Source organism: Paenibacillus durus, from assembly GCF_000756615.1.
GTDB classification, from domain to species: Bacteria; Bacillota; Bacilli; order Paenibacillales; family Paenibacillaceae; genus Paenibacillus_AQ; species Paenibacillus_AQ durus.
This window is the reverse complement of sequence record NZ_CP009288.1, coordinates 2,083,871-2,099,163: the sequence shown is the minus strand read 5'-3', so window position 1 is coordinate 2,099,163 and position 15,293 is coordinate 2,083,871. Positions and strand designations below refer to the sequence as shown.

The window sequence follows — 15,293 nt, the reverse complement described above, 5'->3', positions numbered from 1 at the left end:
TTAAAATAGCTTATTCAGCCTTAGATTTCAAGTTGCGCGCTAAGTCCTTCAGCTGTCGCAGGCAGCTTTCTGTGGGAGCACCGAAGCCGAGCATCATCCGGATACTCCCATAGGTGGAAATGGTATTGAATCATTTCCAAGCAAAAAGCAATGGCATTTTCTGCCATTGCTTTTTATTTCAAATCTTATAGCTTGCAATATTGCTAGACTTCAATATGCGGGTATCAGCAAATTAGTCGGCAATTTGCTCCACTTTTACCAGGTTCGTAGAACCGGAATGTCCGAGCGGAATACCTGCAGTAATCACAACAAGGTCGCCTGCTTTGACAACACCGGAATCTTTGCCGCCTTGAACAGCGGTTTCCAGAAGCTCATCGGTGGACGAAGCCGGCGATCCCTTAACCGGAGTTACGCCCCATACGAGAGCCAGTTGACGCATTGTTCTTTCCTGAGTCGTTACCGCGATGATCGGAGATACCGGACGGTACTTCGATACTACGCGGGCGGTATGTCCGCTGACCGTGGAGGAAATGATCGCTTTGGCACTCAGATCCAGCGCCGAGATGGCTACGGATTGGCTGATTGCTTCCGTTACTGTCGTTTCTTGAGCAATTTGCTGCTTCAGGAAGATTTCACGGTGATTCAGCGCGGATTCCGCTTTTTCGGCGATACGGGACATTGTCTGTACCGATTCTACCGGGTATTTACCTGCAGCCGTTTCGCCGGACAGCATGATAGCGTCGGTTCCGTCGAAAATGGCGTTGGCCACATCACTCGCTTCTGCGCGGGTTGGACGCGGGTTGCGCTGCATGGAATCGAGCATTTGCGTAGCGGTGATTACCGGTTTGCCTGCAATGTTACATTTTTGAATCATCAGTTTCTGTGCGAGCGGCACATCTTCCGCCGGAATTTCCACGCCAAGGTCGCCACGGGCAACCATCAGGCCGTCGGACACTGCCAGAATTTCGTCAAGGTTATCGACACCCTGTTGATTTTCAATTTTGGAGATGATTTGGATATGGCTCGCGTTATGCTTCGCGAGAAGATCGCGGATTTCCTTAACATCGCTGGCTTTGCGAACGAAGGAAGCGGCGATAAAATCGATGTCCTGTTCGATCCCGAAAATGATATCATTGGTGTCTTTCTCCGTAATACCCGGCAGGGAAATGGCAACTCCAGGGACGTTAACGCCCTTCTTGCTCTTGATCGTACCGCCGTTGACAATACGGGTCTTGATTTCCGTGCCTTGAACGTCGACGACGGTAAGACCGATAAGGCCGTCGTCAATCAGAATGGTGGAGCCTACTTGAACGTCTTTTGGAAGGTCAGAGTAAGTGACGGAAATGCGATTTTTGTCGCCAAGAATCTCTTCCGTAGTCAGGGTCAGGTACTCGTCCTGCACCAGTTCAATCGGTTCCACTTCCAGCTTGCCTGTACGAATCTCAGGTCCTTTCGTATCGAGCAGGATGGCAACTGTCTTGTTCAGTTCCTTACATGCCAGACGGATGTTCTTAATCCGTGCTCCATGCTCTTCAAAGTCACCGTGGGAGAAGTTCAAGCGTGCCACATTCATTCCGGCCAGAATCAATTTCTTGAGGTTCTCCAACGATTCACTTGCAGGACCAATCGTACATACAATTTTACTTTTCCGCATTAGTTTTCCTCCGTTTTTTCGTTTCTCTGTCTACACTTTTTCCAACTACAAAATCTACTACAAAGTTGTCCAAATGAATAGGAACTATGTCATATGCAGTATTGACTGCGCCCTTATGAATATTACTTCAACCGGACAGCAAAATCAATGTTTCTGCGGCTTTTCATATAAATTAGCGGCGGTGCTGCCCAACAAGAAGAAACGGCTGCGCCGTCCTCGGAGGAGGAGGGTACCCGTTTTCTCGTAGAAATATAAGACAAAATGATAAGCGCTCAGCTTATACATTCTTATATTTTAAAAAAATAACCCCGAAGCCGATTCGGGGTTACGGATTGCAAGGTTATTTAGTAAATCGGGCCTCTTGTCGGGCCTCTTGGGTAAAGAAAATGCTGTTACTCCGGACTGAGCGCCGGTTCTTCGGTAAAGACTTCTTCGGCCGCCTTCGATTCCGCGAACTCCCCGATCTTACGGAATTTCCGGTAACGGTCTTCCCTAAGCTCGTCAGCATCCAGACTGGCCAAATCATGCAAATGCCGAATGAGGGCATCCTTAATGGACGCTGCGGTAGTCCCGTAATCGCGGTGCGCGCCGCCCTTGGGCTCGGGGATCATCTCCTCGATGACTTCCATCGCTAGCAAATCGTCGGCGGTAATCTTCATTGCTTCCGCCGCCTGGTCTGCCTTCGCGGCGTCCTTCCACAATATCGACGCGGCGCCGTTAGGTGAAATGACGGAGTAAATGGCATGCTCCAGCATCAGCACGCGGTTGCCTACGGCCATCGCCAGCGCCCCGCCGCTGCCGCCTTCACCGATAACGACGCAGACGACAGGCACGCCAAGTCCGGACATTTCACGCAGATTGCGGGCAATCGCCTCCGATTGGCCCCGTTCCTCCGCAGTGTTGCCGGGATAAGCGCCCTTCGTATCAATAAACGTAATGATCGGACGCCGGAACTTGTCCGCCTGCTGCATCAGCCGAAGCGCCTTGCGGAAGCCTTCGGGATGCGCACTGCCGAAAAATCTGGCGATGTTGTCCTTCGTATCCTTGCCGCGCTGCTGTCCAATCACAGTGACCGGTATTCCCTCCAGCTTCGCGATACCCCCGACGACCGCAAGGTCGTCGCCGAACAGCCGGTCGCCGTGCAGCTCGATAAAATCGGTAAAGATAAGCCCGATCAGATCCAGCGAGGTCGGACGGCCATGGTGCCTGGCAAGATGCATTTTCTGCGAAGGTGTGATATTAGAGTATATCTCCTCCTCCAGCACCTTGTAGCGCTCCTCCAGCCGGGCGATTTCGTCGCTGAAATCAATATCTTTTTCATGCCCAAACTGCTTTAGCTCCGTAATTTTCTTACGCATATCAACGAGAGGTTTTTCAAAAGGCAAGTCCCCCGCCATTTCTAAAATCCCCCCTTCACGTCATGCAGCTCCAAAATTTTGCTAAGCATAGAGCGCATTTCCTTTCGGTGCACCACCAGATCGAGCTGGCCGTGCTGTAAATTGAACTCCGCCGTCTGGAAGTCATCCGGCAGCTTCTGGCGGATCGTCTGTTCGATTACAATGCGGCCCGCAAAACCGAATACGGCTCCCGGCTCAGCGATGTTGATATCGCCAAGCGTCGCAAAGCTCGCGGACACGCCGCCCGTCGTCGGGTCCGTGATAACGGATATGTATAATCCTCCGGACTCGCCAAAACGCGCCAGCGCCGCGCTGGTCTTCGCCATTTGCATCAGGCTCAGGATGCTCTCCTGCATCCGGGCTCCGCCGGAAGTCGAGAATATAATCATCGGCAGCCTTCTTTCAGTCGCTTCCTCGACGGCGCGGGTAATTTTCTCCCCTACCACCGAGCCCATGCTGCCCGTAAAAAATTCAAAATTCATGACCGCCACAATAACCGGATGGCCGCCGATGCTTCCCTGTCCCGTAATAACGGCGTCAAGCTGGCCCGATTTCAGCTTCTGCTGCTCAAGCTTCGTGCTGTACCCCGGGAATTGAAGCGGGTCCACAGATACCATCCCCGCGTCGAACTCGATAAAGCTGCCCGGGTCAAGCGTTATGGCGATCCTTTCGGGAGCGTTCAGCCGCATATGATGGCCGCAGGCCGTACATACCTTGAGATTCTTCTCCAGTTCTTTGCTGTACTGGATCGAACCGCATTTGGGACACTTGCTCATCAGCCCTTCGGGAATTTCCCGCTTGGGCCGCTCCCCTTCCGCCGGTATGTTCGCTTGCTCCAGACGCTGCGAAGGAACTGTCGCATATTTCCGTTTTTTCTGAAACAAATCTTTGAACAAGGTTGCACCTCTTCAGCCGTTTATTTGCTTAGGCAGCATCTACACTTTAATGACTGCTCTAATGATGCCGATCTAGGGATGCAGAATCAGGTTAAGCACTTCCTGCACTTCATCAAGCTCGCCGGAAGGAACCAGAATCTCAAACTGCTGCTTGGACATATTGACAGGACGGCATTTTACCAGAAATCCCTCTTCTGTCAACTTGCTCTTAATCATGTCCGCCACTTTGGCGGTAGGCGCAATATAAATTACCGTCCACATGTCCTGACGAGGCCTCCCCATCTCGATTCCAAAGCCGTATCCCGTATAATGGAACCATGATAACATAGTTTTCTTTTTTACTGCAACAAAAGAGGAAGGAGGGGAACGCGGGAAAGACCGCGCCGGATTTATGCTTTACGGCTCAATTTCCGCCGGATTTACGCGGGCGGGATACACCTTCGCCCCCTCATGCCGATGTGCGATTCTTGCCGAAGCCGCAGCGGCTATGCCTGCGACCAGATCGTCCAGAAAGACATGAATTCCGTCCTTCCGCTCGTTCAGGACTCCGATGACGCCCAGTTTGATTTTGTCCAGATAACCGAATCCTGTCAGACCGATCATACCATAAACGCCTGTAATGCCAAGCGCCAATGTCTCGTCCGCCCCGTAAAGCGACTCATCGGCTTCCATAATCGCCTGAAACGGCTGCGGCAGCTGCTTCTTCTCCGCCAGCTCATCCAGCGTGATGCCCGTCATCAAGGTGTATTGCACCTCTCTTTTGCCCAGGACGGCCTTGACGCTCGCTATGCACTCATCCCCGCTTAAATTCGGATAATAGGATGATTGCAGCTTGTATACAATCTCGGCAATCGAATCGATGGAAACGCCTCTTCGCTCCAATAAATCCACCGCCAGCTCATAGGACATCATCATTCCCCTTTCCGCAAGTGAAGCCTGTGGTTCCCTAATGTATGCGAAAAAGTGGCAAAACGTTCTTATTTTATTCTTATTGTTCCTGGTCCTAGGACCGATTCGACAAGACCGAACAGCTCCGGCGACGGTTTAATCCGAAAGCTGTCGCTTAGCGCGATCAGCTTCTGCTCCCGCTCGTAGAACAGGAGCGTAGGAACCGCTCCGGGATGGCGCTGCAGCAGCTCTTTCAGCTGCGGCAGCAGGCCGCCGGCCTCCGAGGCGGCTGTGATTTTGATGTAGGCGCGCTGGCCGGCGGGTCTGTCCGCCGGCTGCGCCGCCGCCGGGCGCGCAGCCCGTGCGGGAGCCTGCGGGCCGCCCTGCGGCCCGGCGGAGCGGCTGCGGCCTGCGGCCAGGCCGTGGGCCACGGCAGGCGCAGCAGCCGCGCCTGGGCCGGCCGGTGCGGCCCGGCCGTGCCCTTGCGGCCGCGCAGCCATAGCCGCGCGCCGCTGCAGCAGGCCGCGCAGCGTCTCCGGCGACAGCTGCGCCACCTCGTCGGCCAGCAGCTTGAAGCCTTCGTCCTGCTGCTGCACCTTGGCGCGCAGAGCAAGCAGCGCGCCCTTGGCGACAAGCGCCCGGCTGCGCTTCCACACCTCGGGGAACAGCACGACCTCGCAGCGCTCGATCTGGTCTTCCCATTCGACAAAGGCCATCGCCTTGCCGGCCTTTGTCATAATTTCCTTGACGGATACGACCATTCCCGCCGTAACCGTCACGCTCTCATCGGGAGCTTCGCCGAGATCCATCAGCCGCGAAATCCCCGGTTCTTCCAGCAGCTCCGCGAAGTCGTCGAGCGGGTGGCCCGACAGATACAGGCCGAGCAGTTCGCGCTCCAGCTCCAGCTGCTGTCCCGCTGTAAACTTCGGAATATCGGGATACCGGATATCCCAGTTCGGCATTTCGACAAGGTCGTCGAATAGCTGAATTTGCAGCTCCTCACGCTCCTTGCGCCATTTGGCGGCCGCGTCCACCGTCTCGTCCAGCATGGCCAGCAGCTGCGCCCGGTGCCCGGGCAGGCCGTCAAAAGCCCCCGCCTGGATCAGCGATTCCACGACGCGCTTGTTGCAGACTCTGAGGTCAACGCGGCGGCAGAAATCGAGCAGGCTGTCAAAGGGCCGCTCCTTCCGGGCTTCGAGTATACTCTCAACGGCCAGCGTGCCGACATTCTTGATCGCCGCCAGCCCGAAGCGGATATGTCCGCCCGCGCCGCTGCCGCCGTCCACCGGCGTGAACAGAACGCCGCTGTCATTCACATCCGGCGGCAGCACGCCGATGCCCATGCGCCGGCATTCCAGCACGTACTCCGCCACCTTGCGGTGAACGCCCGTCACCGCCGTCAGCATGGAAGCCATAAACTGCACTGGATAATGGGCCTTGAGGTAAGCCGTCTGGAAGGCCAGCACGCCGTAAGCCGCGGCATGGGCGCGGGGGAAGCCGTAATCGGCAAAGCGCACGATCATGTCGTAGACCGCATTCGCGTCGGCTTCCCCGTAGCCATGCTTCAGGCTTCCCCTTACAAAATGGCCGCGCTCGCGGTCCAGCGTCTCGCGCTTCTTCTTGGATACGGCTCTGCGCAGCAGATCCGCTTCGCCAAGCGAAAATCCGGCCATCCCCGATGCGATCTGCATGATCTGCTCCTGATAGACGATGATACCGTAGGTATCGGACAGGATCGGGATCAGATCGGGATGCGGATATTCCACTTCGGCAAGCCCGTGCTTGCCTTGAATATATTTCGGAATAAATTCCATCGGACCCGGCCGGTACAGCGCCAGCACCGAAATGATATCCTCGAACACGGTCGGCTTCAGATCCTTAAGCACCCGGCGAATGCCCGCCGACTCCAATTGGAACACGCCCGTCGTCTCGCCGTGGCCCAGCATCGCATAAGTCGCTTCGTCATCATCGGGAATCTCCCGGAAATCCGGCGCGCTGCCGGTCATCTGTCCGATCCAGTTCATGCACCGCTCGATAATGGACAGCGTTCTAAGGCCAAGAAAGTCCATCTTCAGCAGCCCGATGCTCTCCAAATGCTCCATCGAATACTGGGTTAAGGCCGCCCCTTCATTGCCCTCCTGCAGCGGAACGGCATCAGTAAGCGGCCCCCGGGATATGACGACCCCGGCGGCGTGCGTCGAGGCATGCCTTGGCATGCCTTCCACCTTCATCGCCATGTCCAGCAAATCCCGGGTCTTTGGATTGCCCTGGTACAGCGCCTTGAGATCCGGGCTGCTCTCCAGCGCCCTAGCGATGCTGATGCCGAGTGTCCCGGGGATCAGCTTCGCCGCTTTGTCCACTTCCCCGTAGGGCAGGTTCAGCGCCCGTCCCACATCGCGCACTGCAGCCCGCGCCGCCAGAGTTCCGAACGTAATAATCTGGGCGACATGCTCTTCGCCGTATTTATCCGCCACATAGGATATGACCTCGTCGCGCCGCTCGTCGCTGAAATCAATGTCGATATCGGGCATCGTGATCCGCTCGGGATTCAGAAAGCGCTCGAACAGCAGGTTGTACTTCAGCGGATCGACGTCGGTAATCCGCAGGCAGTAGGCGGTGAGGCTGCCTGCGGACGAGCCTCTTCCCGGCCCTGTCGCAATGTCCTGCCTGTGGCAAAAGGCGATAAAATCCCAGACGATCAGAAAATAATCGGAGAAGCCCATCGTCTCAATAACACCAAGCTCATAGGCCAGCCGCTCCTCCGCAAGCTTCCGGCCCTCCTCCGATTCCCACCGGGGAGTGTCTTTATAGCGTTCCTGCAGGCCCGCTTCGCACAGTCGGCGCAAATAGGCGGCGGCATCCAGTCCTTCGGGCAGCGGAGAGTAGGCGGGCAGTATGTGCTTGCCAAATTCCAGCTCCAGATTGCATTGGTCAGCGATAACAGCGGTATTGGCTATCGCCTCCGGTACATGCGGAAACAGCGCGGCCATTTCCTCGCCGCTCTTTAAATAGAGCTGATCCGTGCCGATTCGCAGCCGTTCTTCATCATCCACCGTCTTGCCCGTGCCAATGCAGATCAGTACATCCTGGACCTCGGAATCCTCCCTAGACAGGTAATGCACGTCATTGGTGACGACCAGGGGGATGCCCGTCTCTTCGGCCAGAGCAATCAGCTTCGGATTCACTCTTTTTTGTTCGGGCATTCCGTGATCCTGCAGCTCCAGATAGAAATATTCGCCGAAAATCTCTTTGTACCGCAGCGCCGCCTTCTTCGCCTCCCCGTCCCGTCCGTGAAGCAGATGCTGGGGCACCTCTCCTCCAAGGCAGGAGCTTAGACAAATAAGGCCCTCCGCGTGCGCGGCAAGGGCTTCCATGTCGATTCTTGGCTTATAGTGATAGCCTTCCAGCTGGCCGATGGAGACGAGTCTCATCAGATTGCGGTATCCTTCTTCGTTCCTCGCGAGCAGAATAAGGTGGTAGATCGGCTGATCCTTGCGGCTGCCGCGCTCGCGGCGCGATCCTGCTGTCAGGTAAGCCTCACAGCCGATGATCGGCTTGATGCCGTTCTCCTTGCACGCTTTATAAAAAGGGATCACCCCGTACATCACTCCGTGATCGGTCAGCGCCAGCGACTTCATGCCGTGTTCGCCGGCCCGGCGCACCAGATCGGCAATGCGCGCCGCCCCGTCCAATAAACTGTATTCGCTGTGCACATGCAGATGCACGAAAGGACTCATGATCCCACTTCCTTTCCCGCCTCGGACAAATTGTCCAGTAATACAACTATTTTATCATATTGAAGGGAGAAAGGCCCATAGAATGAAGGGAGAGTACAGGGACAGGCGAAAAGCGCTTGAGATGGGCCGCGTCCCGGCAAAGGAGGACTATATGAACGTATTTTTAAGCAAGGCTGTCCTCGATTTCTTTATCGCCTTCGGCATCGTGCTGGGCGGCGCCATGCTGGGCGGCATCGGGGCGGTCGTATCGATCCAGCCGCCGACGCAGACAATGCTGGATGTGGCTGACCGGATCAAAATCTGGGCGCTGGCCGCCGCCGTCGGCGGCACCATCGATCCGATGCGGGTCATCGAGAGCAATATGCTGGACGGCAATCTGTCTCCGGCCATTAAGCAGATATTATATCTGGTCTTCGCTTTCCTTGGGGCGCATATGGGCAGCGAGCTGGTCAAATGGGTATGCGGCAGGGGGTAAGGCCATGAGGGTTCCGCCCTTTCAGCAGTTTCGCCGGTTCTCCCGGATGTCGGCCATTTTTGTGCTGGGGATGATCGTCGGCAGCGCGGTGTACAATGCGATTTTTCACCTCGGCTTCAATACGCTGTGGCTGGACAATCAGGATCTGCGCGTGCAGCTGGAACAGAATAAGAGGGATATTCTGACTCTGAAAAAATACAAAAACAGCTCGACGGTCATCAAGGAAATCAAAATCCGGACTGAGGACGGCGGATCACAGGGAAGCGCGAATGAGCTGGATTCGGCAACCGTAAAAGACATTGTCCGCAAAATGGGCGACGACCTCGCGCCGATGCGGGGACGCAGCGTCTTCGAGATCGACGAGGATAGTAAAATGGCCCGTCTACTGCTCAGCGGCAAGGTGTACCTCGTGCGCGACAAGGAATATGCGGTCCGCATCCGGACAATGCTTGTCATGGAAGGCGTCCTGCAGATTTGGATCGAGATCGTGCCGGGCAAGCAGCTCTGATCTTCGGGAAACGCATGGGCAGGCTCCTGAAACCGTGCTACAATATACTAAGAAACCGCTTTACCGCCGTCTTTCAGGCAGCTGCATCCCGGGCGGCAGACGAAGAGTGCAAGGAGGCGCACATGATTCTGTTTATCAAATATCTGCTGTTTCTCCTGCTGACCCTCTCCGTTCTCGGCGCCGCTTATTACAGCGCCGCATCCCGCCGCGCCGAAAGCTCCGAAGAACGGGGACTGAAGCGGGCGGTCATGAATATTTTGCTTGGATCGATGCTCGTACTGCTTGCGCTGATGTCGATGTTTCTATTTCACGGCTCCACCGTCAGTATAATTGTGGAAGCGGTGTTTCTGTTGCTTGGCGCCTTCAACATTTTTTCCGGGCTGCGCAGCTATGGCTATTACAGCGGAGCGGGCAAGTCCCGGCCACAGCGGTGAGGCGGTCATGCTGAAGCGGCGTACCTGGCTTTGAAGACGCTCAAACAGCCCTCCTCCCTTTCGGGACAGGAAGGCTGTTTGTTTCCCCTCTTTCCCATTACCGGCGAATCAGCTTCCGGATAAAGGGAACCTGGAGAATCTGCTTTTTAATCAGCCGCACGCGGAACTCCTGCTTTATTTTGCCGTAGATGTCCGGGCAGTTGCTGCGTATCCATTGATACATGTACATGAAATCGTCCTTCGTTTTGGCCGAATTCCATAGATAATACACGATCGTATCGTAAGCGGTGTTGTTGAACCAGCCGTTCATCTCCTTCTTCTGATAGCTGTACCGCTCGATAGCCAGATTGCGGATGCTGCGCTTCTCTTCCAGATTCCGTACGAGAAAATCCCGGGACAGATTGAATGTAATGTTGTTGCCGTGAATCCGGTATACGCCCACCACCGCATCAATGAATCCCGCGTCGCCGACCAGCAGGGAACGAAGATAGATGGACGCGTCGTTCACCATATTCATTTGAAGAATATCCATGCTGATCAGTGCTTCCCGCCTAAAGAGGGTGGTGAGCGTGGAAGCCGGTTTCCCATAGCCCGGGCGCTCGAAATTCAGAAAATAAGTTCGCCGATCTGTCACCTCGGATAGCCCGATTTCCTGAAGCTTCAGCCGCTGCGAGGCGGAATATTCCAGAAAGACGTTGGCGGCGACGAAGGAAAGACCGGGACGGCTTTCGTGAAAGGCTGCAGCCCGGCTGAAATATCCGCTGTCGATCAAGTAATCGTCGTCGTCCAGGAAGAGAACGTATTCTCCGTCCCCGTGCGCGGTGAAAGCCGCAAGCCGGTTCGCTCCCGGGCCCCGGTTGGTCTCATTACGCATGTAAATGACGTGTTCCTCGTCTCCGAAGCGCTCCTCCATCAGAACCTCCGTACCGTCCGTCGAGGCGTCGTCGATGACGACGATCTCTTTGTTCGGATAATCCTGGGCCAATATGCTTTCAACCGCCTGGCGCAGAAAATCCTTGCGGTTATACGTTGTAATGATGACGCTGATTTTGGGAACCGCTCCGGACCGGGCTTCGCTCTTCGAGCGGTCCCTAAGTGCCGCGAGCTTGGTTTCCAGCAGGCCGGCTTCTTTCGAATCGCCGAGTCCAAACTGGCTGTCCAGGTAGAAACGAAGAACCTCCAAGGCATCCTTACCATCAGCCTGGCGGATGATAACCTGCGACAGCGACGTCAATGCTTCCCGCGCTTCAGGCTTCTCCTGCTGAATATAGGCCTCGCATTTTTCAAGCAAATCCTTTTCCGCAACCGGACCTCCCTCGAGCTTCAAACTCACTTGGTCCAAAAACCTGCGGCAGGCCTGCCTCATGTATTCTTCTTGTTCCATTTTCACACCCCTCCAGTCTTAGCCCCGAAATGCTGCAATATTCTTATCCGATGTCAGATCTGAGGTCAGCCGCTAACCTTGACTTTCCCGGGAACGAACTTGGCCCTCATTTTTACGCCGAGACCCTTGAACAGACTGAGACTATCCATAAATACCTCGCGTTCCAGAATGGACGCCACGGCGATATAGATCGGCAGAATGATGATTCCAAGCACGAAGGCCCCCAAAATAATCGAAAGATAGGAGTCGAATGAATAGTCTACAAGACTGTTCAGATAAATGATTCCCGCAAATACGGCGATATTCGTAAGCCACCTCCGGAACGTGATCCAGGGACTTCGCTCAAGCAGCCTCCGGTTGGCGTACAAAATAATATCCGTGGAGCGGTACAGCAGCGCGGCCACCGTACCCAGCAGCACACCGTAAATGCCCAGGAACTGCACCAGAATCAGCGAAGCGGCCAGATTGATGCCGGATTCGAGCAACGAACGGGTCAGTGTATTTTTGAAATGTCCGGCGATATTGATGACATTGTTGGCGGAAGAACGCGCGTTGATCAGCAGCTTTTGCGCCACGAACAGGATCGGAATCCAGTAGAGCACATAATCGACGTCGTTAACGCCGGATGTGTACAGGGTGATAAACGGCAAAATCAGAATATAAGCGACGGTCATCAGCGAAAAGACGAATGCCATGAAATACAGCTCGTACGCATCGTACAGCTTGATGAATTTCGCCCGGCCCTCGTGATAGCTGTGCCCCAGAGCGAACCGGACGCTCGTATTGACCGTATTGACGATGTTGTCGATGATGGTAAAAATCATGTTATACATCACGTAGACGCTGACGATTTTCAGATTGGTGAAAAAGGTCAGAACCAGCACGTCGGTGTTTCGGAATATCATATAGGACAGCTCATGGACGAGCACGAAATTTTTCTGGTTGATGGCCGCAAGATCCGGCTCCTTGTTAAAATCTATCCATTTGTAATGCCGGTTCTTGTAGAAATGGAAGGCGACCATCTGAAGCAGCGTCACGGCAAAATAGGAAGCCTGCACAAGCACGATATCCACGCTTTGCAGCAGCAGCACGATCCGCACCAGGTTGTTGATGATATTCCCGATGGTGACGACTGAGGTATCCACATAGCTCTTGCCTTCGGCCAACAGGTACACCCTGAATTTGCCCTGATAGTAATAATTGATGGCGCCGCCCAGGCCGTTGAACAGGACAATGCCCATAACCTGCCACATGCCAAGCTCCGACTTTACCGCGAATGGATAAATCGCCGCTATGGCGATAACGGAGAGCAGATAATAAAACCCCGTTTTTTTGTAATACATGGCGGTGGCGGACAGGATGGAATTGATGCTTTCCCGGTTGTTCTGCGCGATCGGCTTGTACAGCGCCTGAAGTGAAGCCGCACCTACTCCCGCTTCCAGCAGGGCCAGGTAGGCAATGATCTGAACGACGGAAGATACAAGACCGTTGGCCTCCGACCCGTAGTTGACCATAATCAGCCGGGGGATGAAGATGCTTAGCACAATGGTGATGAGCTGGCTGCCCAAGCCGAAGACAAGGTTAAGAATGCTGCGTTTAGCTTTCATGGCCCCTCCTTGCAAAAACGGCCGGGGTTAGAGCCGCCGCTTCTTCCGCATTTTTGCTGTTCCCCAAATAGTGATCCAACTTTTCAAAATGTTTCTCAGCCTGTCTGGCGAGAACGGAAACGTTCAGCAGGTTCGTGTCAAAGCTGCGGACGACCGATTCAGGCTCCAGCGACTCCATTGTTTTTAGATCGGCATAGGCTCCCGTAAAATGGGCGTCGTTCATGACATTGATGGTCTTATCGCTGTAGGCGATAGGAAATACGGGTTTGCCGAAGACCCAACCGAGAATCATGGCATGGAACCGCGTCGCGACGATCATACTGGAAGAGGCTAATATTCCAACGGCTTCTTCCAGATTCGTTGTGTAAAAATACGGGGAGGCGTGATCGGCATACGGCTGCGGAATTAAGGAAAGAATCGTTTGGACCGCCTCCTCGTCCCCTTCATGTTGGCAAAAAGACATCAGCTTCACCTCATGCCCTTCCTCAATAAAGGCAACGGCGATATCTTTGATTTTGTTGTAATACAAAGAGTCGAGGCCTTTAAGGCTGTCGCGGGCCGAGGGTTTGATGACGGAAATGACGATATGCTTCCCGCTCTCCGAGTTGCCATGCTTCGGATGCTGAAAGATAATATCCGGCGCCAGTCTCACGTTGCCCAGATCCTTATACAGCTCGTGAGAATATTGGTCCCGGAAGCAGATGTCGGTATATGTGGAGAACAACTCTCTGTACTTTTCGTAGAACAGGTCATCCTTATAGGGGCCAAAATTGGCGCCAAGGACGTAGAATGGCTTTTTAGCATCAAAAACATCCAGCTTCCATGAATAGTCCTTTTTCCAGCCTGCTCCCTGCATATACATGGAACCGCCGATCTGAACGACTCCGTCACAGCGTCCGGCAAGCCTCTTCAGAAGGATCTTTTGAAAATCAATGCCTTTTAACTTTTTCAGAAGCTTTCTGACGCCGCGAACCCATAGCGATTCAATCGGGTATACGGTAAGGTTGTGCAGCGATGCTAAACACTGCTTGTACTCCTTTCGGGCGGGGAGAATAAAGCGGGTGTCCGGATATCTCTCGCAGAGCACCTTGATAAAGAGGTCATCACCCAGATTTAATTTGGCGTAAGCGTGAATCATGATTCTTTTCATTTCTTCATCCCTTCCGTTAATAAATATGGGCGTTCCATATCTTTACGTGTTCGACAACCGAAAATCGGCAACGAATAGGCTCTTCTGCAAGAGAAGGGAAAGCAGATCGGAAAATTTCTGAAAACCGTTTTAACTTTGTTCCAATTCTAAGATAAACTTTCTTACGTTGGCAATAATAATGCAGAAAATGACAACTTTCGGAGCAACGTTCTCCTCCTAAGAGACACCTTGCCACTAATCCTTTAGAGGGTTGCGGGGTGCGCAAACTTCGGTGAACCTCTTTCAGCCGGATATTTTCTTCGGACTTGACGCAAGCGCCGCCTCAGATATGACCGGGGACAAGCAGGCGTTCGGGCGGCTTGGAGAAGGCGCGCTGCTGCGCATCTTTGATCCGACCATGATTACCTATCGCGGGATGCTCTAATATGTGCAGGATACGGCGGATACGCACCGGATCAAATATCAATATTTTCTCTCCCATGGCGGTACGTATGCAGGCCAGGTTCACGTAAGGGGAATCGGCGTGCCTTCCACCGTAATCGTCGGCACCTGTTCCCGTTATATTCATACTTCCGCATCCATGATCCATGCCGATGATATCGACGCGGCTAGCGAGTTGCTGATCAAGCTGGTGGAAGGACTTGACCATACGACGCTGCAGACCCTTATTGAGCGCAGCTACGGTCATGGGGTTGGCGGCGCTGGAACACATGCCGATCTAACACCTGGAGCTGTCCTAGAAGTGAATATACCTGCGGTACGGCCACCTTCCTAAACAAGATAAGAAGCAAGTCTTTCGGTTATTGGAGACTTGCTGGCTTTTGCTTTTCTATTCGGCAATTCCTCCATCAAACCGAGTTAGGAATTCGGGCAATCGCTCTAACATCAAGGGACAGGTCAGGTGGGTGGTGATTTTAGTTCAACATCATTGCAAAACAGCTAAAATGCAGCTTTTTTCGATCAAATATGTTTTTTCTCAAAGTAAACCTGCAATTATACAGGGATTTGAGGCTGTTCTGACTGAATTTGAGGCTGAATGGGAACAAACCTGCATTTTTGCAGGCGTGTTATACAATAGGTGTTCTTAGTCGACCAAAAGATGCACAATTTCAGGTTTTCTGCATTATTTGCTTCACCACGCCCCCTAAACTGAAGAAGAATCC

At 53.9% G+C, this 15,293-nt stretch carries 12 protein-coding genes and 1 pseudogene; 4 read left to right on the top strand and 9 right to left on the bottom strand.

Going from position 1 to position 15,293, the window contains the following annotated elements:
* Window positions 1-232: 232 nt before the first annotated feature.
* From pyk to PDUR_RS09375, 6 genes are all read right to left on the bottom strand, one after another.
* Entirely contained in the window at window positions 233-1,654 is a 1,422-nt protein-coding gene (gene pyk, locus PDUR_RS09400) for a pyruvate kinase (RefSeq protein ID WP_042206043.1), read from the bottom strand.
* 392 nt (window positions 1,655-2,046) lie between these two features.
* Entirely contained in the window at window positions 2,047-3,051 is a 1,005-nt protein-coding gene (locus PDUR_RS09395) for an acetyl-CoA carboxylase carboxyltransferase subunit alpha (protein WP_042206042.1), read from the bottom strand.
* Window positions 3,052-3,053: 2 nt separating this feature from the next.
* On the bottom strand, window positions 3,054-3,947 hold the full coding sequence (gene accD / locus PDUR_RS09390; RefSeq protein ID WP_042206040.1) for an acetyl-CoA carboxylase, carboxyltransferase subunit beta: 894 nt from the start codon (window positions 3,945-3,947) through the stop codon (window positions 3,054-3,056).
* Between the two features lie 72 nt (window positions 3,948-4,019).
* Window positions 4,020-4,208: a hypothetical protein gene (locus tag PDUR_RS09385; RefSeq protein WP_025693333.1), complete on the bottom strand. Its 189-nt coding sequence runs from the start codon at window positions 4,206-4,208 to the stop codon at window positions 4,020-4,022.
* A 135-nt stretch (window positions 4,209-4,343) separates the two neighbouring features.
* Entirely contained in the window at window positions 4,344-4,856 is a 513-nt protein-coding gene (locus PDUR_RS09380; RefSeq protein ID WP_042206039.1) for a phosphatidylglycerophosphatase A family protein, read from the bottom strand.
* Window positions 4,857-4,924: 68 nt separating this feature from the next.
* Window positions 4,925-8,572: a DNA polymerase III subunit alpha gene (locus PDUR_RS09375; RefSeq protein ID WP_042206038.1), complete on the bottom strand. Its 3,648-nt coding sequence runs from the start codon at window positions 8,570-8,572 to the stop codon at window positions 4,925-4,927.
* Window positions 8,573-8,723: 151 nt separating this feature from the next.
* On the opposite strand from PDUR_RS09375, the gene PDUR_RS09370 reads away from it, so the two are divergent.
* Genes PDUR_RS09370 through PDUR_RS09360 form a run of 3 tightly spaced genes read left to right on the top strand, consistent with a single transcriptional unit; the run spans window position 8,724 to window position 9,989 of the window.
* Complete coding sequence (locus PDUR_RS09370) at window positions 8,724-9,047, top strand: YtrH family sporulation protein (protein WP_042209213.1); 324 nt, start codon at window positions 8,724-8,726, stop codon at window positions 9,045-9,047.
* A 4-nt stretch (window positions 9,048-9,051) separates the two neighbouring features.
* Window positions 9,052-9,555 (top strand): sporulation membrane protein YtrI, encoded by a 504-nt coding sequence (locus PDUR_RS09365; protein ID WP_042206037.1) that lies wholly within the window; start codon window positions 9,052-9,054, stop codon window positions 9,553-9,555.
* Window positions 9,522-9,989, top strand: coding sequence for a YtpI family protein (locus PDUR_RS09360; RefSeq protein WP_233277514.1), 468 nt, complete (start codon window positions 9,522-9,524; stop codon window positions 9,987-9,989). The genes PDUR_RS09365 and PDUR_RS09360 overlap by 34 nt, the downstream gene beginning before the upstream one ends.
* A 97-nt stretch (window positions 9,990-10,086) precedes the next feature.
* On the opposite strand, the gene PDUR_RS27230 is transcribed toward PDUR_RS09360, so the two are convergent.
* The 3 genes from PDUR_RS27230 to PDUR_RS09345 form a co-directional block, all read right to left on the bottom strand.
* Entirely contained in the window at window positions 10,087-11,373 is a 1,287-nt protein-coding gene (locus PDUR_RS27230; protein ID WP_052410140.1) for a glycosyltransferase family 2 protein, read from the bottom strand.
* Between the two features lie 65 nt (window positions 11,374-11,438).
* Window positions 11,439-12,980: a lipopolysaccharide biosynthesis protein gene (locus tag PDUR_RS09350; protein ID WP_042206035.1), complete on the bottom strand. Its 1,542-nt coding sequence runs from the start codon at window positions 12,978-12,980 to the stop codon at window positions 11,439-11,441.
* The gene (locus tag PDUR_RS09345) at window positions 12,970-14,130 is read right to left on the bottom strand and encodes a polysaccharide pyruvyl transferase family protein (protein WP_042206034.1); all 1,161 of its coding nucleotides are present in this window, start codon (window positions 14,128-14,130) and stop codon (window positions 12,970-12,972) included. Before PDUR_RS09345 ends, PDUR_RS09350 begins: the two co-directional genes overlap by 11 nt.
* A 247-nt stretch (window positions 14,131-14,377) precedes the next feature.
* On the opposite strand from PDUR_RS09345, the pseudogene PDUR_RS09340 reads away from it, so the two are divergent.
* A pseudogene (locus tag PDUR_RS09340) lies at window positions 14,378-14,809 on the top strand (peptidase M28); the annotation flags it as partial.
* Between the last annotated feature and the right edge of the window lie 484 nt (window positions 14,810-15,293).

Excerpts from the sequence above, each read along its gene's own strand:
- pyk (WP_042206043.1), bottom strand. The coding sequence starts at position 1,654 with ATGCGGAAAAGTAAAATTGTATGTACGATTGGTCCTGCAAGTGAATCG.
- PDUR_RS09395 (WP_042206042.1), bottom strand. The coding sequence starts at position 3,051 with ATGGCGGGGGACTTGCCTTTTGAAAAACCTCTCGTTGATATGCGTAAG.
- PDUR_RS09385 (WP_025693333.1), bottom strand. The coding sequence starts at position 4,208 with ATGTGGACGGTAATTTATATTGCGCCTACCGCCAAAGTGGCGGACATG.
- PDUR_RS09380 (WP_042206039.1), bottom strand. The coding sequence starts at position 4,856 with ATGTCCTATGAGCTGGCGGTGGATTTATTGGAGCGAAGAGGCGTTTCC.
- PDUR_RS09375 (WP_042206038.1), bottom strand. The coding sequence starts at position 8,572 with ATGAGTCCTTTCGTGCATCTGCATGTGCACAGCGAATACAGTTTATTG.
- PDUR_RS09370 (WP_042209213.1), top strand. The coding sequence starts at position 8,724 with ATGAACGTATTTTTAAGCAAGGCTGTCCTCGATTTCTTTATCGCCTTC.
- PDUR_RS09365 (WP_042206037.1), top strand. The coding sequence starts at position 9,052 with ATGAGGGTTCCGCCCTTTCAGCAGTTTCGCCGGTTCTCCCGGATGTCG.
- PDUR_RS27230 (WP_052410140.1), bottom strand. The coding sequence starts at position 11,373 with ATGGAACAAGAAGAATACATGAGGCAGGCCTGCCGCAGGTTTTTGGAC.
- PDUR_RS09350 (WP_042206035.1), bottom strand. The coding sequence starts at position 12,980 with ATGAAAGCTAAACGCAGCATTCTTAACCTTGTCTTCGGCTTGGGCAGC.
- PDUR_RS09345 (WP_042206034.1), bottom strand. The coding sequence starts at position 14,130 with ATGAAAAGAATCATGATTCACGCTTACGCCAAATTAAATCTGGGTGAT.